Below are 21279 nucleotides of genomic sequence, written 5' to 3' on the forward strand. Positions count from 1 at the left end.
CGGTACAGTTTGACGTTTTATTGCGATGAATAAAAGATCAATTAAAAAACTACCGGTAAGCATTTAAAAAATACTGTGGACGCAGAGGAGAAAAATAAAAAACCGTACTAAAAGAAGTCCGTTGCTGCAGTGTGATAGCCGCTGGCTAAAGTTTGAAAAGAGTTATTAGTGTTATTTTACTTCGGGACATTGAAATTAAGCTTCCATAAAAAAAAATGCAAGCTTTTTTACATAAAAATTTATGAACATTTTTCATGATATCATAAAAGCAAGTGATTCAATAAGATGCTACAAAATAAAATTTGCATTTCAACTCCCCCGGGTTGCTTTTATCCCCGGACGTTTTGAATATGCTACTTCTGCTTAACTGTATCAATTTTGCCTGTTATTAAAAACATAACAATAATTTAAGAAAGATACAACGCCAATTGCTGTTATTTCAAATTTTGTAAATTAAATTACTGTCTTGTAAACTCTTGTAAGGTTTACCATTTTTTTAGTCTGCTTATGAATTTATATATCACAATAAAGCATCGTTTTTTTACAGTACTGCTATTCATGGCTTCCTGTACCGGCCATTCCGGCAAAGCGGATAAGCAAGCCGTTGTAATTAAAAAAGATGTTGCAACGCAAAAAATTGCTCCAAAAATAATCTCAGATTCCACCAATGAGTTGACAGGAAAAATACAGCAATTAGAGCTGGAATATGTAGTTTGGGGATGTGCCTGTGCCAACTGGATAAGCCCAGGCGACAGAATAAAATATCAAAAAGAAAATGCACTGTCCTCCCATTCCATTTTTATTGAACCTGCAGATAGTACTTTGCGTTTACCGGATTTTTTTGATGCTTCAAAACACAACCTTATTGTAACAGGTCAATTCTATAAAAATGAAGACTACCCAAAAGGCACCCTACAAACTGAGGAGAACCTGGAAAAAGCAAAAGTATTCCGCTATACTGAATTCAGGATGCATGCAAAAGGAGAAAAATTAAAACCACATATCCGCAACCAGACATTTACAGTATCATACGGACTCACTGGTTGTACCTGTGCACAATGGCTGAAAACAATTTCCAATGCCAAACCTTTTAAAAAGGAATTATTTTACCTGGAAAGAGCGAATGAAAAACTGGTTGATGCTGACACGCTATTTAAAGGCAGCAGTTTACCAAAAATTTCAGTTACCGGGTATTTTATCAGCGATAAGGCTTATCCAAAAAATTATAACCCTTCAAAGGGAAGCCCCGACCCGGCTAAAGTTTTCCGCTACGAAAAAATAAAAATTATCAGCCGGTAATAACATACTTACTTTTTGCCTGGTTACCCAATATCAGATGCTACTTGCATTTAAACTACAAAATTCTTACACAAATTTTCTAAAATCTTACATCATTCCCACATTATTGAAATTAAACGGCCTTAAATATTCTTTTTAGCTGCAACACTATTACTTTCACTGTGGCTGTTGCATATTTCGATTTGAAATACCGGTTTATTGACCAGCCTGTTACAATTAACATTCAGTTTAAAAATACTTGCAACTGAACATACAGGCCGAATATTTTCAACAACAGTGCTTTAATAGAACATACCATGCAAACTGAATATAAAAATGACATACCGCTGGATCTGATCATCAGCGAATCGATGAAAGGGAATTCCAAAATGCAGGAAATATTATACCTGCAATTTGCGCCTGTAATGTATAAACAGTGCCTTCGCTATGCTAAAAGCAAAGCCGATGCAGAAGACCTGTTACAGGAAGGTTTTATAAAAATATTTGGCAACCTGGATAAATTCAGGGGCGAAGGAAGCTTTGAAGGCTGGCTGAAAAAAATCATGTTCCGCACAGCCGTAAGCCATTTCAGAAGCACCGTTAAAAAAACACATAGCCATCAAACAGAACTGAGCCCGTATATTGAAGACAGTGAAACCAATATTTTTGACACCCTTGCACAAAAAGATATTGTAAAAATTGTAACCAAATTACCCAGTGGTTACCGCACCGTTTTTACCATGTTTGTAATTGAAGGTTACAACCACCGTGAAATTGCCGGTATCCTGGGTTGCACAGAAGGCAGCTCCAAATCGCAGCTCAGCCGCTCCCGCACACAGTTACGTGAAATGCTGCAGCAAACGGCATAATATAACCAGCAATTGAATTTGATAGTTATTTTATAAAGCAACAATAATTACTTTATATACTTTGCATTTTCCTTATCAGTACTAAATGAGTATGGAAATGCTGAAATGCTTGTACCCCGGCCGGTTGCAGGTGTTGCACCCATTGTAAGGTTAAAGCTGCCGCCTTTTAAAATATCAAAATGGCTGAGCCAGTTTTTATCATAGGCAGCCCCATTCAAATTTGCTGCCTGAATATATTTATTGGCAGCACTGTTTGCAGGTGCATTAATAATAAATTGTTTGCCATTCTCCAAACTGATGGTGATCTTTTTAAATAACGGAGCCCCCAGTACATACTGATCGGTAGCAGGACAAACCGGGTAAAAACCCATTGCACTAAATACATACCAGGCCGATGTTTGCCCGTTATCTTCATCGCCGCAATACCCATCGGGAGTGGCTTTATACAACCTGTTCATTGCCTCACGTACCCAGTATTGTGTTTTCCATGGCTCGCCTGCATAATTGTACAGGTATATCATGTGTTGTATGGGCTGGTTGCCATGAGCATACTGGCCCATGTTGGCAATCTGCATTTCACGTATCTCATGTATCACACCACCATAATAACTATCATCAAAAACGGGTGGTAAACTAAACACACTATCCAGCATTTGTACAAACATTTTTTTGCCGCCCATTAAATTAATCAATCCATCCACATCATGAAAAACACTCCAGCTGTAATGCCAGCTGTTACCTTCGGTAAATGCATCACCCCATTTAAAAGGATTGAATGGCGATTGAAAACTACCATCGGCATTTTTACCACGCATTAATTTAGATTGCGGATCAAAAACATTTTTATAGTTCTGCGACCGTTTGGCATATAACCTGATCTCTTCTTCGGGCCTGTTTAATTTTTTTGCCAGTTGAAAAATGGTAAAATCATCATACGCATATTCCAATGTTCTTGCGGTGTTCTCATCAATCTTTACATCATAAGGCACATAACCTAAACTGTTGTAGTAACTCACTCCCTTACGCCCTACTGCACTTATTGGCCCTTCGTTATTGGCACCATGTTGCAGCGCTTCATATAAAGTATTGATATCGTAGCCACGCAATCCTTTCATGTAGGCATCGGATACCACTGACGCAGAATTATTCCCGATCATGATATCTGCATAACCCGGACTGCTCCATTCGGGCAACCAGCCACCTTCTTTATAATCGTTCACCAGGCCTTCCTGCATTTCTTTATTGACAGAAGGATATACTAAATTGAGAAAAGGGTATAATGCACGAAAGGTATCCCAGAAACCGGTGCCGCCAAATAAATAGCCCGGCATTACTTTTCCGTTATAAGGACTGTAATGCACAATATTACCTGCTGCATCTTTTTCGTATAATTTATTAGGGAAGAATAATGTTCTGTACAAACAGGAATAGAAAGTACGCAACTGATCAATCGTTCCACCTTCGGGTTTTATTTTTCCTAAGGTCTGGTTCCATATTTTTCTGGCCTTCGCTTTTACGGTTTCAAAATTATCAGTACCAATTTCTTTTACATTTAATTCTGCCTGTTCAATACTGATGAAAGAAGAAGCTACCCTTACATTTACTTTCTCTCCCTTATTGGTTTTAAATCCTACAATAGCACCAACATGATCGGCCTGCAACTCCAGCGTATCTTTTGCTAACTGGTTGCCCCGCCAGGCGCTTGAAATAGTAAAGGCTTTATCAAAATACAATACAAAATAATTTTTAAAGCCGGGCATTTTTCCGCGGCTGTATTTGCTGCTGTAACCAATGATCTTGTTTTGCGAAGGAATAATTTTTACATAAGAACCTTTATTGAATGCATCCAGCACCACATAAGCACTATCCGTTTTTGGAAATGTAAAACGGAAACTGGCCGCACGTTCGGTTGTGGTGATCTCTGTAGTTACATCATGATCGGCAAGGTAAACGCTATAATAGTAGGGTGTAACCGTTTCAGATTTATGCGTAAACCAGCTCGCCCTATCATCCTGTGTAAAACGCATGGCACCGGTAACCGGCATAATAGCAAATTGCCCGTAATCATTCATCCATGGCGAAGGCTGGTGCGTTTGTTTAAACCCACGTAATTTATCAGCGGCATATTGGTATTGCCACCCGTCCCCCATCTTTCCTGTTTGTGGTGTCCACATATTCATGCCCCATGGCACAGCAATAGCAGGATAGGTATTACCATTACTAAGATCAGGTTTGGAATCGGTACCCATTAAAGGATTAACATAATCTACGGGATCGTTTTGTGCTGTGGTACAATAATTAGCAGAAAGTATAAAAAGAATAAGGCATAATTTTTTCATGCCGGAAAGTTAAAACATAAATCCTTTACAACAGGCTATAAAAAGAAAATGATCAAATTTTATTGCTGCATACCATCAGCAACTTTATTTTTTCCATATATCTTATGATAAAAAAGAAAAGATAAAATATCTGCTCCCATTTTTAATAGTAAAAAAATCAGGGAAGGTTTCCAGCCTAAAAAAGCAGGCAACAATATCATCAGGTGCATGGGTATGATGCGCAGGTAAGGCAGCATGAACATTGCGCCCACATTAAACGTAACCTTACTTTCCATTTGTTTTTGCCTGATAAAATTCAGGATCGCTTCCAGGAAAAATACTGCCACACCAATTAGCAATACCGTCTTATTTACCGAACGCACGCCGATCTGTATCAATAAAAAAATCGCATACCCCAAATGAAAAAAACCGTAATGCACTAAAAAGAACCAGGCCGCACAACCCTGGTTACTGGCAGTTACTGGTTGGTTGTTCAGTTTAAAACTTTCGCCATCAAAATTTTTCATGGTAAGCAACTCAACAAAATTAAACAGCCCGATAGTTATACTTTGAAACCAGTATATCCACACTACCGTAGGAAATGCACCGGGATTATTTTCGTAATACCATATACAATAAAAGTTGCCGGCTAGAAGTAACAAAAATGATGGGTTGCTGAACAGGTTTTTAAACATCAGGTATATTTGATGCCGTTAAAATAAAGGATTTATTTTTTACACAGGATAAAACGAGTGTCTACTTATTTATAAATTTTATTTTTTGTAGCCATTTTTTAACTTTCGCTTGTGCCTCTTCAACCTTTTCGCCTTTAATTACAAGATATTGACCATCTTTTTCTGCCCCGGCTTTCATTTCAAAGCCTTCTTCCACTTTACTATCAGAACATAATTGTTTTACGGTCTGAAAACCAGTTCCCACACCGTAGCCGGCATTTGTATTAAAAGGAATCAGTGTTTTACCGCTAAAATTGTATTGTTTCAAAAAGCTTTTCATCGGTGGTGGCATCTTCATATCCCATGTTGGAAATCCTATAAATACACAATCATAGTTCTCAATACTATCAATTTTTGTTTTTAACGGAGGTAAATAGCCTGTTTCATTTTCTTTTACCACCTGTTGTACTGTTTGCTGATAGTTTTCAGGATAAGGTTTCTCCGGTTCAAGCGCTATCAGTGAGCCTCCAACATTTTGCTGAATGATTTCTGCTATTACTTTTGTATTATTTGTGCGTGACAAATACACGATCAATATTTTTTTTGGCAATACTGTTTGTGCACCAGAGCAACCGTATGCTATGCACAGGCTGATGATCGCTGAAAGAATAAGCGTATTTTTCATTCTGAGAGTTCTTTACTTTTTTTGTGGCGCTTCTACATCAGAAAAATCAAGTACAAATTTCGGCAGGCGCTCACCTTTGATTTCAATCTTAGCTAATGCTGTATTGAATTCATCAAGTTCAGCGGTAGTAAAACGAATATCATCCGCACCGGTATTATCCAGCATATGCGCCATCTGTGTTGTGCCTGGTATAGGCACTATCCATGGTTGCTGCGCCAGCAGCCATGCCAGGGATATTTGAGCAAGGGAGGCTCGTTTACGTGTAGCCCAGTTTTTTACCAGCTCAACAAGTGCAAGATTATTTGGTAAATGCTCTGGCGAGAAACGGGATTCCACACCCCGGATGTCGCCCTGGGCAAACCTCGTATTTGCATCAATAGCCCCGGTTAAAAAACCTACGCCAAGCGGGCTCCAGCAAACAAAGCCGATGCCGAGTTCTTTACAAAGCGGAATGATCGTTTTTTCAGGCCCACGCCATAAAAGCGAGTATTCGTTCTGGATAGCCGTAACAGGATGAATAGCATGTGCCCGTCTTACAGTTTGTACTCCTGGTTCAGAAAGTCCGTAATGCAACAGTTTGCCTTCCTTAATAAGGTCTTTCATTGCACCTGCCACATCTTCAATCGGAACATTGGGATCTACACGATGCTGATACAACAGATCAATACGGTCGGTACGCAAACGTCTTAGCATTCCTTCAACTACCTCTTTGATATGTTCGGGGCGGCTGTTCAAACCCGGAAGACGCTGGCCTGTTTTTTGGTCGATGTTCCAACCATACTTCGTTTCAATTACCACTTTATTCCTAAAAGATGTAATCGCTTCGCCCAGTATTCGCTCACTTTCAAAGGGGCCATAGGCTTCAGCTGTATCGAATAAGGTAATACCATGATCGAATGCTTTTCGAATGATATTTATCATTTCAGGCCTGGAAGGAATTGTTGTCTGATATGTACGGGGCATATTTTGTACGCCCAAACCAATACTGGACACTTCCAGTGTACCACCCAATTTACGACGGCCCGGTAAACCTCCTGTTTTTGGCATACCTGCAGTAGTGTTTTCTATTTGCGTATGCGCTGCGCCGGTAGATACCAGCATTGAGCCTCCGGCTAATGCAAGGCCAGTTTTAAAAAGTTTACGACGGTCCATGATTTATTTTTTTATTGATTTTACAATTGATCAGAATTACTTTAATTTCTTTACAGGGTAAAGCTATTGATTACTTCATCTTAACTGGCCTGAGCAATTGAGAAAAGGTAAGAGAGCCCATCTTCCATTTGCCTTCTGTTTTTATATACACTTCGGTCACCATAAAAGAGTGAACGACTTCATTTCCCCCAACCACTGCCAGCAAGTCAATATCGTTCAGCAGAATAGCAGTATTACCAAAGATCTTCACAGAAGATGAATAAACCTCAGCTTTTTTGTACCAGATACCACCGCTTTTAATAGTAGCAAGTTCCTGGGTTTTACCCCAGCTTCCCCCCATGTGAACGAACATAGATTTTTCATCAAACAGCACATTTAAAGAATCTACATTCTTATCCGCCATCCAATTCCATTTTTGCTTAGAGAGTTCTTTAATTTCCTGTTCTTCATTTGCTGAAGTAAAATTTATGTTTTTGTATTCTTCATCCGTTACTCTTTTTAGCCAGATTGTTTTCCCTTTTTGTACCGGGGTGGCTCCCACATATCCGAAGCTGGTTTCCGGAGTTGCACCATGCCAATGTTCTACTCCGGGCATACATTTAATAACATCTCCTTTGTGAACTATTTGCATAGGTTTACCTCTTTCCTGGTAATACCCTGTGCCTTCGGTAATAAGCAGGTACTGGCCTCCCGGATGAATATGCCAATCCAGTTTTGCGCCCGGGGCAAATGTTGCATGGGCAAGGCTGAAATTAAATAGGCTATCAGGCACATTTAATTCTTTAAGCCAAACAGTTCCGGTGTGATTATCTGTGGTTGATATTTCGCCTTTAGGAAATATAGCTGCATCCTGTGCCGTTGCTTTTGAAAAGAAAGCAACAGAAAATAAGATCATTACATACAGTAGTTTTTTCATTGTTTTTATTTTAGTGATTTTGTATTTACTTATGCGTCCAGCTTTCTTTCTCCCAGCCACTTTACCATTGCCGGGTCACGATGGTCGAAGAAACTGCTTTCATTTGTATCTAATGTTTTGATGGCTTCCATATCTGCAGTGCTTAATTCAAAATCGAAGATGGAAAAATTCTCTTTCATTCTTTCTTTTTTAACTGACTTTGGAATAGCTACAACGCCACGTTGGGTAAGCCAGCGAAGCACAACCTGCGCTATTGATTTGTTGTATTTTTTACCCATTGAAAGTAATAGTTCATTGTGAAAGATATTGTTTTTCCCTTCGGCAAAAGGCCCCCATGATTCTATCTGTACATTATTTTCCCGGAGGAATTGCTGCATGTCGTTCTGCTGATGAAAAGGATGTGTTTCAACCTGGTTAACTGCAGGCACAATTTCGTGGTGCATCATTAAGTCCATAAGCCTGTCGGGATGAAAGTTGCTTACCCCAATGGCCCTTATCTTTCCTTCTTTATATAAATCTTGCATGGCCCTCCATTCACCATACACATCGCCATAGGGTTGATGTATGAGGTATAAATCCAGGTAATCTGATTGCAATCGTTTCAACGAATTTTCAAAAGCCTTTTTTGTTCCTTCGTAACCATTCGTTTGTATCCAGAGTTTGGTGGTGATAAATAATTCTTCTCTTTTTACACCACTGTTTTTAACAGCCCTGCCAACAGCCTCTTCATTCATATAAGAGGCCGCAGTATCAATTAAACGATAGCCGGTTTCAATGGCATCAATTACACTGCTTTCACATTCTGCCAGGTTGGTTACCTGGAAAACACCAAAACCCAAAACGGGCATTTCAACTCCATTATTTAATGTAACACTTTTCATAACACATTCTGATTTGTAACACAAAGGTGTAAAGGTTTTGCCGTGTTGATGTATACATATTACGGATTAATCTACCAACATTACTGATTATGGGCGGGTGTTTACGCCAGCGATCAATAAATCAGTAATTTCGAATACACAAATAACATCCATATGGATACTATGCGAAGGTTTAATACCATCAACGATTACAATGTGTTTAATAATAACGAAACGCTCCATCCGCTGGTTAGTGTTGTTGACTTATCAAAGGCGGCTCCGCGGCAAGGTTCCCGTATGTATTTCGGGTTTTACACCATTTTTTTAAAAGATGTGAATTGCGGCGACCTGGTATATGGCCGACATACCTACGATTACCAGGAAGGCACATTGGTTTTTTTAGCGCCCGGCCAGGTAGCGGGTATGAACAGCAACGGAGAAACCTATCAGCCCAAGGGCTATGCACTGGTTTTTCATCCTGATTTAATACATGGCACCGCACTGGGACGTCATATACAGCACTATAGTTTTTTTGCGTATCAATCAAATGAAGCATTACATTTATCGGAACGGGAAAGAAAGATTGTGCTGGATTGTTTTTCCAAAATAGAATATGAACTTACTCATGCCATTGACAAGCACAGCAAAAAACTTATTGTATCCAATATAGAATTGTTCTTAGATTATTGTATACGTTTTTACGACCGGCAATTTATTACACGGGATAAAGCCCACAAAGGAATTTTGGAAAGATTTGAAGCATTACTGAATGATTTTTATCAAACTGACAAGCCACAAACAACAGGTTTACCTTCGGTGGCTTATTGTGCCGGTGAATTGAATTTATCCGCCAACTATTTTGGCGATCTTATTAAAAAAGAAACCGGTAAAACAGCGCAGGAATATATTCAATCGAAAGTAATTGATGTGGCGAAGGAAAAAATATTTGAACAGGATAAATCTGTTAACCAGATCGCTTATGAATTAGGTTTTAAATATCCGCAACATTTTAGCCGTTTGTTCAAGCAGCGTGTGGGCAAATCTCCCAATGAATACAGGCATATGAACCTGCTCTAGATTTACCTGCAGCAACACCGGCCATTCTATTTTCTTTCCGCCAATAAATGTAGTATCTTACTGCAATGCTTCGCTTGCTGTGGAAATTATACTGGAGAATAACCGGCTGGAAAATTGCAGGTAATTTTCCCTATCAATATAAAAAGATGGTATTGGTAATTGCACCACATACCAGCTGGAAAGACGTGGTGGTAGGCTTTGCTGCCAGGAATGAATTAAAAATTTACCAGGCAAAATTTTTAGGCAAGAAGGAATTGTTTGACGGCCCTTTCGGATTTTTATTCCGTTGGCTGGGTGGCACACCGGTTGACCGCTCCGGTAAACATGGTATGGTGGAACAGGTTACTGCACTGTTTGCCAACAACGAATCTTTTTTGCTGGCCATGGCACCCGAAGGCACCCGCAAACGGGTAGATAAATTACGTACGGGGTTTTATCATATTGCCAAACAGGCGCAGGTTCCCATTGTGATGACAGGATTAGATTTTGAACATAAAAAACTGGTAATTGCCAAACCTTTATTTACAACTGCTGATGAAGCAGCTGATTTTAAAAAGATCATTGCTTTTTTTGCAACTATAAAAGGCGCCAACCCGGAGTTTGATCTTAGACATCTTAAAGAAAGCATATAACTAACGGTTGCTGAATTTACATTTCACTTTATCCGGAAATCGTATTTTTATATCCCGTAAAATTGCTGCAGCATGCAAATAAAAGAAGCTTTAACTGAGGAGGATCTTTTACAATGCTTTGAAGTAATGAAAGAACTGAGGCCGCACCATACAGCCGGAAGTTTTCTTATCACCATTGAGCAAATGAAAAAAGAAGGCTACCATCTTTTGTATATTGAAGATGATGGTATAGCAGTTTGCGCTGCAGGTTTCAGGTTTACCACCACTTTATATAATGGCCTGATAATAGACCTTGATGATTTTGTTACCCTTGCTGCAGCAAGAAAAAAAGGCTATGCCGCAATTTTATTTGATCATATAGCAGCTATTGCAAAAGAGAAATCAATTCAAACTATTCATTTAAATTCGGCACATCACCGTAATGATGCCCATCGTTTTTACCTGTCCAAGAAAATGAATATCATTGCTCATCATTTCAGCTTAACGGTATAAAAAATCCCCGGCTGTAATTAATCAACCGGGGAATATTTATCTGTACACTGTTTCATAATCATCATCCTCTTCTGCCCTTTCCGCCACCACCGCGGTTATCATTACCTCCCTGTCCATACGATCTTTGTCCGCCCTGGTCTCTCCGTTGTTCCATTGCAGGTTGCTGTTGTCTTTGTTGTCGTTCTACCTGCTGTTGTTGCCTTTGCCCTTGCTGCTGCTGCCTGTCTATTTGTTGCTGCTGTTGTCTTTGCATTTGTTGTTGCCTTTCCATTTGTTGCTGTTGCTGCCTTTGTGCATCCTGCTGCTGCCTTTCTATTTGCTGTTGCTGTTGCCTTTGCATTTGTTGCTGCCTTTCCATTTGCTGCTGCTGTTGCCTTTGAGCATCCTGCTGCTGCGGAAAGTTTCCCTGCGGATTATTATCCCTGTTGCCTCTTTTTTCATTGGGCATACCATTTCCGGGGAACCTGTTATCATTCCGTTGGGGATTATTGATATCCCTGTTGGGCTGACCATTGTTATTATCTGCATTGGGTTTTCTTCCGGGGAAATTCTGCTCTCTTTGCTGATCATCTGCCCTCACTACCTGGTCACTTCTTCTGCCGCCGTTATTATTGCCATTGTCACGGGTGTTGTTATTGTCGCCTCTCACCTGGCCATCCCTGTTTCCCCAGCGACCATTGTTATTGCCGTTTCCATTATTATTGCCACCGCCTGCCTGCTGATCATTTCTTCTGCCCCCATTATTATTTCCGTTTCCATTATCTCTGCGGTTGTTATCGTTATTGGCAGTCCATCTACCTTGTCTTTCCCTGTCATCAATTCTACGTTCGGTTATATTGTTGTGTGTATAGCGTTCCACTTCATTTCTTTGCGGCCCTCTCATAAATCTTCCCCTGTCGCCATTGCCTCCATAATAGTTATTGATCACTACAGCATTTCTAAAGCCACGATTTCTGTCGGGTGATATATAGTAACGATTGATATCACGGTCGCAGATATTTCTTCTCGGGATAAACGTCCAGCGATCATAAGGAATGCTGCCAAAAGAAACGTTTACATTAACACCATACCCTAACGGTGCCCAGCCATAATAATCATCATACTCACTCCAGCTTACCCATGCTGCACCCCAGTCGTAACCCGGTATCCACATCCAGCCAAAAGAAGGATCGTATTCCCAGCGGCCATAATGGAATGGTGCCCATCCCCAATCAAAATCAGATACCCACGACCATCCGTAGTTGGTATATTCCCAGTGGCCATCGGTGTAGTAAGGTTTAAAGCCGGGATCATTATAGATCCACACTTCTCCAAAACGGGGATTGGTCATCCACCGGCCGTGAGGACCCAACTCCCGCTGAAATAAGGAAAAGTTTACAGATACAGATTGCGCCTTTATTTCGTTGCCTGGCGAAAAGCCCAGCACCGCAATAAAAAGCACGACCGCAAATTTTAAATTTTTCATGTTTAGTGATTTTTAGTACCATAATTAATACAAATCCTGTGCTATAGACGGGCAGCAATTGCTAAAGTTTGTTAACGAAAGGAGAATGTTTAACGTGAGACGTGAGACATGAGGCGTGAGACATGAGGCGTGAGACATGAGGCGTGAGACGTGAGGCGTGAGACGTGAGGCGTGAGACGTGAGTCATGAGGCGTGAGTCATGAGGCGTCGATTATTGACGATTGACTATTCACCATTCACGATTCACCACTCACTATTCACCATTCACGTCTCACGACAAAGAATGTGTGAATTATGTAACTTAAATAATACATTATATAATACTTGCCATATATGTACTGATAACTTTGCAGGAGTTTTATTGGGAATTGGATTCTTATAGAAAATGGAGTTATTACCGGGGCTGGATCTTTATCCTGGCCCCTTTTTTTTGCGTGAGACGTCAGACGTGAATGGTGAGAGGTGAATCAGAGCAGTACAATAAAATAAAAGCTATTCAACCTGAAAACCATACTCACGATTGACGATTCACCATTCACGTCTCACGCAAAAAAAAACGCTTCAGTTGCCTGAAACGTTCTTTTTAAATTATAATCCTTATTGCTTATTGCTCTTTTGCGGCTGCATTCTCAGCACCTTTGGTACCTCCCCTATGTGTTGCTTTAATAGAAGCAAATTTTATTTTTAATCCCGCTATTTTCAAATTATCACTACCCGAAAGATCTTTTTCAACCACATTCTTCCTGGTATCTAATGCTTCGTACAATACTTTTATTTCGTCCCAGTCTTCACGGGTGTAACTGTCTTTGTTATCAGCAACAGTATTTACAAAATTTTTATACACGCCTAATATGTTATCTGCAGTTACTGATTCAAATTTCATATCAGCACCTACTTTACCTTCACCAAATAATTTGGTTCTCAGCACCTGCCTGTAATCAGGTGTGGTTGCAGCTGTTTTAGCTTCCATTTCATTTTCTTTAAGCTTGGCTTCATACTTGGCTTTTAAAGCGGCATATTTTGCTTTGCTTTCTTCCAGCTTAGCTTTGTCTGCTGCTTCAAGCGTGGCTACTGTTTTTTCTGCCTGCAAAGCTTTTTCCTGGTAACCATTATCCAGTGCCGACCAGTTAGCTACCGTATAAACAGGAGTAAGGTTCTCTACTGAATCAACATAGTTGTTTAAATTAACAGCATCCTGCTTTGCAGTTTCTGTACTTGCATTGTTACATGCTGTAAATCCCGTCACTGCAACAGCAGCCGCCAGGATCAGATTAATCTTTGTCATTTTTGTATATAATTTTTGTTACTCCATAAGAGTCAACATTTATGCCATGTATAGTTTACCTCACTATTATGGCAGTGCCGTGATTTTTGTTTTGTAAAGCTTTGTGTACGCAATAAAAAAATACCTGCTACACTGATAATAAGTGCCAGCCTGTATTACAGCCGGTAAAAAGAAATATTGTTATCAGAATTAATGACTCATGTTTTTTAATACCGTGCAAAGTAAAGTGGGAATTATATAAGTAAAATCCTGAATTATATAATCTTTAAAAATGCTTTTGGCAGTCAGCTGCTGCCGTGGCAGAACAGCTTTGTAGTGTTATTACATAAGGCAAAGCAGATTTCAGTGTATTCGTACAAGTATGGTAGTACAGAATGTGGGAATTATACAACATAATGATCGAATGGTATAACACAGGAGGCTTTTCACCGGCTACCTTTGTACTGGTTTTTCATAGGATATTGGATTTAAAAGCGGGGCTGGATTTTTATCCTGGCCCCTATTTATTTTACGCTATGTTGCATTTGCCCGGGAAATAAAATAAATGTTGAATACCACGTAAAGTAACAGCAATACCTGTGCTGCAACCAGGTCGAACCTCCTGGCCTGCTTAATTTTATCCTGCTTTACCAATTTCAGCGTGTATGCGGTACAGGTAATAACAGAAAAGATAAAAAACAGCGTAAGCCCATGTAATGTATCTACCAGCGTAAAAGAAGTGGATTCCGGTAATGCTGAATCAATAATATATTTGTTACCAATTACCGCAAACAAAGACCCAACACTTAAACCAAAACGGGAGTCAATACCATCTGCATGAATATAGAAACAGATATACGCAATCAGGAAGGCCACATACATACCCAAAAACATTTTCCAGAATAAACCAGTGGCCTCCCGCTCAAGGCCAATCTTAACTTTATAGTTACTGTATTCTGTATGGGGCTTATCAAGAGTTTCGTCACCAAATCCTGTTTCGTAAACTTTGGTGCCAGCCGATATATTAAAGCTGTCAATTTTCCATCCGCTTAAAGTAAAACGGGCATCGTAGTGTTTACCCAAAGTATCCGGCATAAAGATCAAAGCATGCGAATCAAATTGTGAGTTTTCAATGGAGAGCCTGAGGTTTTGCCTGTCGAAAGGAAAGTTGCCGATCTTCCAGGAATCTTTCATCACACATTGCAGTTTCATCAGGATATATATTTTATTGCCTGAAGAGTCAATCGTGGAAAACGACCTTGCAACACTTTTAGCCTGCGGCACTTCCAGGTTTTGCAGGAAATCGAATTTTTTGTTTTTATATTTTAACCACAGCCAGAAGTTAACGGTATACTCTTTTTGCTTAAAATCAATATCATGTATGCTGGTTACATAGATACCTGTGTACACCGTATCTGCGGGCTCATCACCGGCAAAGGATTGTACACACAGCAACGAAAAACAAAGTGTTAGTACGGCAATAAAGATTCGTATTTTTTTCATCAGGCTATTTTAATAAAGGGAAGTTAGATAATCGGTGATGAAAAAAAAAGTAGTTTTTATAAAGCTGTTGTTAATTCCCTTTTTGCATTTACCGGCATCCCTATCATATGATCAGCATGCCGGTAGTAGCCGGCTGATAAATAATACAGCCCTTCTATTTAGATACCAGTGCAAAGCTGCATTTAATAAAAAATCCCCTTCCCATATTTTACGTTATGTAAACTGAGAAAGAGGATTTTGGTTTTGGGTTTATTTTTCCAGGTTAGTTACTTTATTCAAATAATATTTTTTCATTAATCACTGTACCGCTATAGGCCACATTTAAAATATACAATGTTTTTACATCAAAGAAACCGGGCACTTTAAAACTGATGGATACATTACCTCGTGGGTTGACCTGGTTATAATATAATTTTTCGCCCCGGGCACCATAAATAGTGATCTCCACGTTTTCATTTACCCTTGTTAAAAATTCTATGTTAATAGTATAATTCGTCACCGGGTTTGGATACACCCTTATCTCCTGCTTATTGGTATTTTTAAGTTTTACAATTTTGGAATATGCCGGCATGCCTTGTTTGGTAATACCTTTTATCCGGTAAAATATCTGTGGCGCACTGATGCGGCTGTCTTTATACACGTATTTCTGCTGATTTAAATTGCTGGTATTTTTTACTGCATTCAGCGGCTGAAAATCGGTACCGTTTACTGACCGCTCTATAACAAACGTATCATACTTGTCATTTTCAAAAACTTCAAAATCCAGTTTGGCAAATTCTCCATCCCAGCCGGCATTCAGTTCTATACCATCCAGTGGCAATACAATTTCATTAAATAAGGGCACTGTTGTGTAGGTACCGTTCAAAATAGTTTGTGATTCAGCTGCTGTCATGCACAACCATTTTTGCATAACGGTAGTGTATAGCTGCCGGAAGTCGTATTGCAGCGGAACCTGCGTGCTGGCGGTTGGGTTAGTGGGCAATACCGGAGAAGTGCCGGTAACACCGCCGTTTAAAGCAGCCCCAAAGAAAATCACCGGTGCGCCGGAACCATGATCGGTACCTACGCTGGTATTGGCAATTACCCGGCGACCGAATTCACTGAAGGTCATGCCGGTTACTTTATTGGCTTTGCCCATTAAAGTAATATCATTTTGAAAGGCAGCAATGGCAACAGATAATTTTGATAATACATTTGCATGATACCCCGTTGCTGTATTGCCTGCTACCACCTGGTCCACATGGGTATCAAAACTATCAGGGTGGTTAACAATATACACCGGCGTTTTTAATCCACCGCCTATAAGCCTTGCCACAATCTTAAGCTGGTCAGACAAGGTATTGCCTGATGCGGCGTACATGGTTGATAAAGTTACCTGGGCGGCATAAGCAGCTGAAATGCTGGACGCATAAGCATTGCTCTGGTCCTTCATCATGCGTATAAATGTAAGTTCCCTGCCATAATCATTGGCCGGTGCAGATGCAGGCGTGGCAGTGGCTACATTTATCAATGCAGCAGGATTGGGAGCATTGTATCCCATGTTGATATTGGGGCCCTGCAATGATAACGGTAACGCACCACCGATTTGTATAGCCAGTGGATCTGGACTGGTAGTGTTAGGATAACCTGTAGGGAAGCCCGGGTAAGTGGTATCTAATTGCCTGCCCAGCCATCCTGTATCGGGAGAAGGCAAAGTGCTGGTGGCGGTAAACCAGATGTCCTGCGCCTGGAAATGACTGAAGTTGGGATTGGGGTAAGAAACACCCTGCACCAGGTTTACTTTTCCATCATTAAACAAATCTCTTAATCCCGTCATTGCAGGATGAAGACCTGTAGTGGTGGTACCATTAAGCGCCAGTACAGCACCCGATGGAATTAAAAGGTTGGGCCTGGCATTATTCAATTCTGTATACCGGTCCAATGGAATTACCATATTCAAACCATCATTACCTCCATTCATTTGTATGATCACCAGTACACGGCCACAATTGGCATTAGACAAAGTAAGTGCCTGCAAAAAAGGATGTAATGCACCATCGCCTGCAAATACGGGCATACCTGAAATCATCATTGGTACTGTAAAGAGTGCAGTGTTACCTAAAAATTTTCTACGGTTCATAATATCTTATTTTAAAGAGGCTACATTAATTGAAATTCTGCCAGCTGCAGAAATGTGGTGAACAAAGAATTGAGCCTGGTTTTAACAATGTTGGCATTGGTTGTTGTGGGTGAGGCCACATAATTATTCCATGCCGTGGTCCAGTAACTGTTGGTTACCTGGCCGGCTAAAAGCGTTGCAACTTTTGTATCACTTTTATATGTTGCAGGCAGATCAACTGCAAATAAGTAAGGCACAATGGCATTGATCAGCAGATCAGGATCCTGTATGGTTGCTGCAGGAAATTGCTGTACATAAGCAATAGGATCAAATTTAATGCTGAGGCCACCTACTGTAAAACCATTGATAAAACTTGTAAGCAATGTGGCCCTGCGTTGTATGGAATTGGAATTGATCCAGTTTTGATAATAGGTAGGGTCCTGGTAATAGGCTTTCCATCCCGATACATTGGGTACCAGGCCAAGCCCCTGCTCCAGGTTATTGTAAGCATAATTCTGAAAATAATTCCAGATGGTATATTGATTAGCCACCTGTGTAGCACCTGCGGCAGCGGTGGTGTTGATATTTAAAGTACGTAATGCCCCGGCAATAAAATCCACCGGGCTTTTTATCATCACGCCTTTGTTGGCCACATCAAAAAAATGTTCACTTTTTAATAGTGTACTCATTACCGGTAACATATCCCAGTTATTACTGATGAGCAATGCTGATAACGGAGCAATTACATTCGTTTCAATATTAGGATCAATATCATAATACACAAAAAAACGGTAGAGCCTGCGGCAGATATATTTTGCAATAGTGGTTTGCTGCTGTGTAAAAAGCATATCAAAGAAAATATCAAATTCATTGGCGCCATTTACGCCGGTTTGATTAGTGATGGTAGTATTGCCAAAAAAAGAAGAAAACACTTTGTTGCTTTGATTATGATAGGAAGCATTAAAGCCCGGTGCAAAAGGATACGCCGCAATAAAACTGGGTACCCGCCATCCGGATATCACTTTTGATGCCGCAATAACATCAGGCTCGGTATAGTTTTGTGTAGGTACTTTGCCCAATGTAAATAATTCCATCAGCTCCCGTGCAAAATTTTCGTTAGGCACTGATGCAGTACTGTATTGATTGCCTAAGAATACCAGCATAGCCGGTGTTTTTGCAATGGCTTTAATTAAGGTTTTAAAATTACCGAGTGCATTCGTTCTTAATAAACTCATATAATCGCTGCACATGGTAGCAGAATTATTCTGCTGGTTCCTGATATCATCAAAATTTACCGGTATAAAATGATACCAGAATTGTGTCATCTTTTCACGAATGGTAGCAACATCATCAATACATAATCCCCAGCTCCAGCTGGTTAGGCTGGTTTGCCTGTAACTATTGTTAGTGCCATCATTGGCATTTACGTAGGTAAGATTATTAGACGTCCAGCTGGCGCCCAGCGCAATGCCGCCACTATCGGCCAAAGTAGCCTGGTAGTAATTGAGCGGCGCAGGCGAAGGCAACACCGGCGCACTGATATTTAACAATGCATCTACCGCCGCAGATGGGGTTAACAACTGCAGGGCTTCCAGGTCTGCTTTCTTAATACCAAAACTTGTACGTCGTAACAGGTGGGTTACTTCCCAGGCTGTCCATGCGCCTGCATAAGGTGTAAGCCCGCTGGTGATATTGCCCACCCGTAAAGAATCCACATCATCGGCAACAGGTAGCTGTACTACTTCGCTATATTGCCTTGGCCCCAAAGTTTTACGGGCATATTTGTCAAACAACGGGTCGGGGCCGCCCGGTGGTTCTTCAGTAAGTACATCACCAGAAAATTTCTTTTTAAAACCGGCGATGTTCTTAAAAAAATCTTTTCGCTTTAATTTTTCATGTCCCATAAATAAGAATAGTTTAGGCAATAAAATCTTATTGCCAGTTAAGGAATGCTACAGCAATGCTAAATATTAAGGCTAAGGGCAAATGAATGCTCTACAGTAAATAGGGTAAAAACAGCTAGTTTAAATAAGGGTAGGATAATATGAACTGGGCGGTTAGTGCTATGAAGATAAGGGAAATGAAAATAAATTTTGAAAAAAATTTCAGGCGCTTAGTTGTATTATAAAGTTACTACCCCTGCCCTCCTCACTTTCAATTAAAAGAACGGCATTAATTTTCTGCAATAATTCTTTTACCAGAAAGAGGCCAAGGCCGCTGCCTTTTTCGCCTTGTGTGCCGGCTTTACTTTCGGCTTCGTTGTGCAGCAGCTCTTCAATTTTATCCTTGCTCATACCAATACCATCATCCTGTACAGCAATAAAAGTGTGCAGCTGATCGCTGAAACTGCTTACTGTAATATGCCCGTTGGCCTGGCTGTACTTTACTGCGTTGGTAATGATATTACGAAGTGCGATCTCTATAATATTGTGATCGGCAATGGCCATTGGGGTGTTAATCTTTTTATCAATGAGAATATTCTTTTGTGCAGCCTGTGCCCTTGCTGCACCAATAGCATCATCAATACAATCTTCAACATTGATATGGGTGATAACGGGCTTTGTATTTTTGATCTGCATATTGGCCCACACCAAAAGATTATCCAGCATATTGCTGGTCTGGCTGACAGCCTGTTGCGTTTGCTGCCTGAATTTTTCTTTTTTCTCTTCGGGCAAAGCAGTGTTTTCGGCAAGAGAGAGATAGCCATTTAATGTAACCAACGGATTGCGCAGGTCATGACTAATAATAGAGAACAACCTGTCTTTAACATGGTTGAGTGTTTGCAGTTCATCTTTTTGTTTGTTGATCTGGATATTTTTTTCCTGCAATAAATTATTGCTTTGTTTTATTCTCCTGTAAAAAAAACCAAGTGCTGCTAACAGTAAGGCTGCACCAATTGCAATTACGATAAAAATATTGCGCTGGCTTTTTTGCCTGGTGGTTTCTGCTTCCTGTTTTACAAGGCTGATATTTTTTTTCTCTAACTGGTAATCAGTTTCTAATTGTGTAAGCTGGTTTTTACTATCATTACTGTAGAGGCTGTCTTTAAGCTGATGATATTTGATAAGATAAATACTTTGTTGTTTATAATCCTTCATATCCCCATACATATCGGCCATGTTACGGTAGTTTTCCATTATCACGGCCGATAACCCTTCCTGCATGGAATACCCGAGGCTTTTATTAAAAGCTTCAGTGGCTTTTGCATAATTACCCGCCTGTGCCTGCGTGGCAGCTATATTATTAAACACAATGGCCAGGTTATCCACCGGCGGATCTTTCATGGCATTGTATTTTTTTAATACCGTATCAAAATATTGTAGGGCCAGGGCCGTATTTTTTTTATGCTTGTACGTAAGCGCCAGGTTACTCAGGCTGTTGGTCACCATAAAATCATCATTAATGAGTTTTGCTATGGTAATACTTTTCTGCATAAAACTTATCGCAGAATCATAATGCTGTTCCTGGTCGTAAATATTGCCCCGCTCGGCATATAGCGATGCCAGCTGGCCGCTGTCTTTTGTTTGTGTTACAATGGCTTCGGCTTTATCGTAGTATTCATCAGCTTTAGGCAGTGATTTACTTTGAAAAAAAACATTGCCCATGGACATGTAGGCATTGGCAAGGCGATGATTATCTTTTAGTGTTTCATAAATTTTTGCACTTTGCTGGTAAAAGGTCAACGATTTATCAAAATCACTTTTTAGTAAATAACAAAAACCAATATCGTAATAGTTATTGGCTAAACGAAGCTGAAAATTTAATTGCCTGGCCAGCTCTGCAGAACGTTCCAGGTATTCAATGGCTTTGGTGGGATTATTATCGATATAATAATTACCAATGCGGCTGAGTGTGCGCTGTATATTACTATCCTGTTTTTCAGTATCCAGTACTTTAAGCAGGCTATCCACTTCTTTATTAACCTGTGCAACACAAGGCCCATACAAAAACACCGCAATCACCAGCAATAACTTTTTCATATTTACCACAACAAAA

17 protein-coding genes are annotated in these 21279 nt (G+C 40.1%); 5 read left to right on the top strand and 12 right to left on the bottom strand.

Annotated elements, in window-relative coordinates; all coding sequences use genetic code 11:
• Positions 1 to 507 precede the first annotated feature (507 nt).
• Both ACYVM0_RS20115 and ACYVM0_RS20120 read left to right on the top strand, forming a co-directional pair.
• On the top strand, positions 508 to 1299 hold the full coding sequence (locus ACYVM0_RS20115; protein ID WP_460560029.1) for a hypothetical protein: 792 nt from the start codon (positions 508 to 510) through the stop codon (positions 1297 to 1299).
• A gap of 296 nt (positions 1300 to 1595) precedes the next feature.
• The gene (locus ACYVM0_RS20120) at positions 1596 to 2147 is read left to right on the top strand and encodes an RNA polymerase sigma factor (RefSeq protein WP_460560031.1); all 552 of its coding nucleotides are present in this window, start codon (positions 1596 to 1598) and stop codon (positions 2145 to 2147) included.
• A gap of 47 nt (positions 2148 to 2194) precedes the next feature.
• Here ACYVM0_RS20120 and ACYVM0_RS20125 read toward each other — a convergent pair whose 3' ends face one another.
• The 6 genes from ACYVM0_RS20125 to ACYVM0_RS20150 all read right to left on the bottom strand — a co-directional run bounded on the left by ACYVM0_RS20125 (position 2195) and on the right by ACYVM0_RS20150 (position 8773).
• Complete coding sequence (locus ACYVM0_RS20125) at positions 2195 to 4486, bottom strand: GH92 family glycosyl hydrolase (RefSeq protein WP_460560032.1); 2292 nt, start codon at positions 4484 to 4486, stop codon at positions 2195 to 2197.
• Positions 4487 to 4545: 59 nt separating this feature from the next.
• Positions 4546 to 5160, bottom strand: coding sequence for a DUF6498-containing protein (locus ACYVM0_RS20130; protein WP_460560034.1), 615 nt, complete (start codon positions 5158 to 5160; stop codon positions 4546 to 4548).
• Between the two features lie 61 nt (positions 5161 to 5221).
• Positions 5222 to 5824 (bottom strand): NADPH-dependent FMN reductase family protein, encoded by a 603-nt coding sequence (locus ACYVM0_RS20135; RefSeq protein ID WP_460560036.1) that lies wholly within the window; start codon positions 5822 to 5824, stop codon positions 5222 to 5224.
• A 12-nt stretch (positions 5825 to 5836) separates the two neighbouring features.
• Positions 5837 to 6976 carry an aldo/keto reductase gene (locus tag ACYVM0_RS20140; protein WP_460560038.1) on the bottom strand — a complete coding sequence of 380 codons (1140 nt, stop codon included), beginning with the start codon at positions 6974 to 6976 and terminating at the stop codon, positions 5837 to 5839.
• Between the two features lie 70 nt (positions 6977 to 7046).
• Positions 7047 to 7892 (bottom strand): DUF4440 domain-containing protein, encoded by an 846-nt coding sequence (locus ACYVM0_RS20145; protein WP_460560040.1) that lies wholly within the window; start codon positions 7890 to 7892, stop codon positions 7047 to 7049.
• 29 nt (positions 7893 to 7921) lie between these two features.
• Positions 7922 to 8773 carry an aldo/keto reductase gene (locus tag ACYVM0_RS20150; protein WP_460560042.1) on the bottom strand — a complete coding sequence of 284 codons (852 nt, stop codon included), beginning with the start codon at positions 8771 to 8773 and terminating at the stop codon, positions 7922 to 7924.
• 153 nt (positions 8774 to 8926) lie between these two features.
• Here ACYVM0_RS20150 and ACYVM0_RS20155 point away from each other — a divergent pair, with 153 nt between their 5' ends.
• From ACYVM0_RS20155 to ACYVM0_RS20165, 3 genes are all read left to right on the top strand, one after another.
• A complete protein-coding gene (locus ACYVM0_RS20155; protein WP_460560044.1) occupies positions 8927 to 9829 on the top strand; it encodes a helix-turn-helix domain-containing protein in 903 nt (300 codons plus the stop codon).
• Between the two features lie 65 nt (positions 9830 to 9894).
• Positions 9895 to 10461: a lysophospholipid acyltransferase family protein gene (locus ACYVM0_RS20160; RefSeq protein WP_460560046.1), complete on the top strand. Its 567-nt coding sequence runs from the start codon at positions 9895 to 9897 to the stop codon at positions 10459 to 10461.
• Positions 10462 to 10533: 72 nt separating this feature from the next.
• Positions 10534 to 10953 (top strand): GNAT family N-acetyltransferase, encoded by a 420-nt coding sequence (locus tag ACYVM0_RS20165; protein WP_460560048.1) that lies wholly within the window; start codon positions 10534 to 10536, stop codon positions 10951 to 10953.
• 61 nt (positions 10954 to 11014) lie between these two features.
• Here ACYVM0_RS20165 and ACYVM0_RS20170 read toward each other — a convergent pair whose 3' ends face one another.
• The 6 genes from ACYVM0_RS20170 to ACYVM0_RS20195 all read right to left on the bottom strand — a co-directional run bounded on the left by ACYVM0_RS20170 (position 11015) and on the right by ACYVM0_RS20195 (position 21263).
• Positions 11015 to 12418: a DUF6600 domain-containing protein gene (locus ACYVM0_RS20170; RefSeq protein ID WP_460560050.1), complete on the bottom strand. Its 1404-nt coding sequence runs from the start codon at positions 12416 to 12418 to the stop codon at positions 11015 to 11017.
• A 604-nt stretch (positions 12419 to 13022) separates the two neighbouring features.
• A complete protein-coding gene (locus ACYVM0_RS20175) occupies positions 13023 to 13703 on the bottom strand; it encodes a hypothetical protein (RefSeq protein WP_460560052.1) in 681 nt (226 codons plus the stop codon).
• Between the two features lie 513 nt (positions 13704 to 14216).
• On the bottom strand, positions 14217 to 15185 hold the full coding sequence (locus tag ACYVM0_RS20180) for a ligand-gated ion channel (protein WP_460560054.1): 969 nt from the start codon (positions 15183 to 15185) through the stop codon (positions 14217 to 14219).
• A 271-nt stretch (positions 15186 to 15456) separates the two neighbouring features.
• Positions 15457 to 17304, bottom strand: a complete 1848-nt coding sequence (locus ACYVM0_RS20185; protein WP_460560056.1) for a DUF1501 domain-containing protein — start codon at positions 17302 to 17304, stop codon at positions 15457 to 15459.
• Between the two features lie 20 nt (positions 17305 to 17324).
• Positions 17325 to 19187: a DUF1800 domain-containing protein gene (locus ACYVM0_RS20190; RefSeq protein ID WP_460560058.1), complete on the bottom strand. Its 1863-nt coding sequence runs from the start codon at positions 19185 to 19187 to the stop codon at positions 17325 to 17327.
• Between the two features lie 201 nt (positions 19188 to 19388).
• Positions 19389 to 21263 (bottom strand): tetratricopeptide repeat protein, encoded by a 1875-nt coding sequence (locus ACYVM0_RS20195; protein WP_460560060.1) that lies wholly within the window; start codon positions 21261 to 21263, stop codon positions 19389 to 19391.
• Between the last annotated feature and the right edge of the window lie 16 nt (positions 21264 to 21279).

Source organism: Ferruginibacter profundus, from assembly GCF_054783275.1.

Excerpts from the sequence above, each read along its gene's own strand:
- ACYVM0_RS20115 (WP_460560029.1), top strand. The coding sequence starts at position 508 with ATGAATTTATATATCACAATAAAGCATCGTTTTTTTACAGTACTGCTA.
- ACYVM0_RS20120 (WP_460560031.1), top strand. The coding sequence starts at position 1,596 with ATGCAAACTGAATATAAAAATGACATACCGCTGGATCTGATCATCAGC.
- ACYVM0_RS20125 (WP_460560032.1), bottom strand. The coding sequence starts at position 4,486 with ATGAAAAAATTATGCCTTATTCTTTTTATACTTTCTGCTAATTATTGT.
- ACYVM0_RS20130 (WP_460560034.1), bottom strand. The coding sequence starts at position 5,160 with ATGTTTAAAAACCTGTTCAGCAACCCATCATTTTTGTTACTTCTAGCC.
- ACYVM0_RS20135 (WP_460560036.1), bottom strand. The coding sequence starts at position 5,824 with ATGAAAAATACGCTTATTCTTTCAGCGATCATCAGCCTGTGCATAGCA.
- ACYVM0_RS20140 (WP_460560038.1), bottom strand. The coding sequence starts at position 6,976 with ATGGACCGTCGTAAACTTTTTAAAACTGGCCTTGCATTAGCCGGAGGC.
- ACYVM0_RS20145 (WP_460560040.1), bottom strand. The coding sequence starts at position 7,892 with ATGAAAAAACTACTGTATGTAATGATCTTATTTTCTGTTGCTTTCTTT.
- ACYVM0_RS20150 (WP_460560042.1), bottom strand. The coding sequence starts at position 8,773 with ATGAAAAGTGTTACATTAAATAATGGAGTTGAAATGCCCGTTTTGGGT.
- ACYVM0_RS20155 (WP_460560044.1), top strand. The coding sequence starts at position 8,927 with ATGGATACTATGCGAAGGTTTAATACCATCAACGATTACAATGTGTTT.
- ACYVM0_RS20160 (WP_460560046.1), top strand. The coding sequence starts at position 9,895 with ATGCTTCGCTTGCTGTGGAAATTATACTGGAGAATAACCGGCTGGAAA.
- ACYVM0_RS20165 (WP_460560048.1), top strand. The coding sequence starts at position 10,534 with ATGCAAATAAAAGAAGCTTTAACTGAGGAGGATCTTTTACAATGCTTT.
- ACYVM0_RS20170 (WP_460560050.1), bottom strand. The coding sequence starts at position 12,418 with ATGAAAAATTTAAAATTTGCGGTCGTGCTTTTTATTGCGGTGCTGGGC.
- ACYVM0_RS20175 (WP_460560052.1), bottom strand. The coding sequence starts at position 13,703 with ATGACAAAGATTAATCTGATCCTGGCGGCTGCTGTTGCAGTGACGGGA.
- ACYVM0_RS20180 (WP_460560054.1), bottom strand. The coding sequence starts at position 15,185 with ATGAAAAAAATACGAATCTTTATTGCCGTACTAACACTTTGTTTTTCG.
- ACYVM0_RS20185 (WP_460560056.1), bottom strand. The coding sequence starts at position 17,304 with ATGAACCGTAGAAAATTTTTAGGTAACACTGCACTCTTTACAGTACCA.
- ACYVM0_RS20190 (WP_460560058.1), bottom strand. The coding sequence starts at position 19,187 with ATGGGACATGAAAAATTAAAGCGAAAAGATTTTTTTAAGAACATCGCC.
- ACYVM0_RS20195 (WP_460560060.1), bottom strand. The coding sequence starts at position 21,263 with ATGAAAAAGTTATTGCTGGTGATTGCGGTGTTTTTGTATGGGCCTTGT.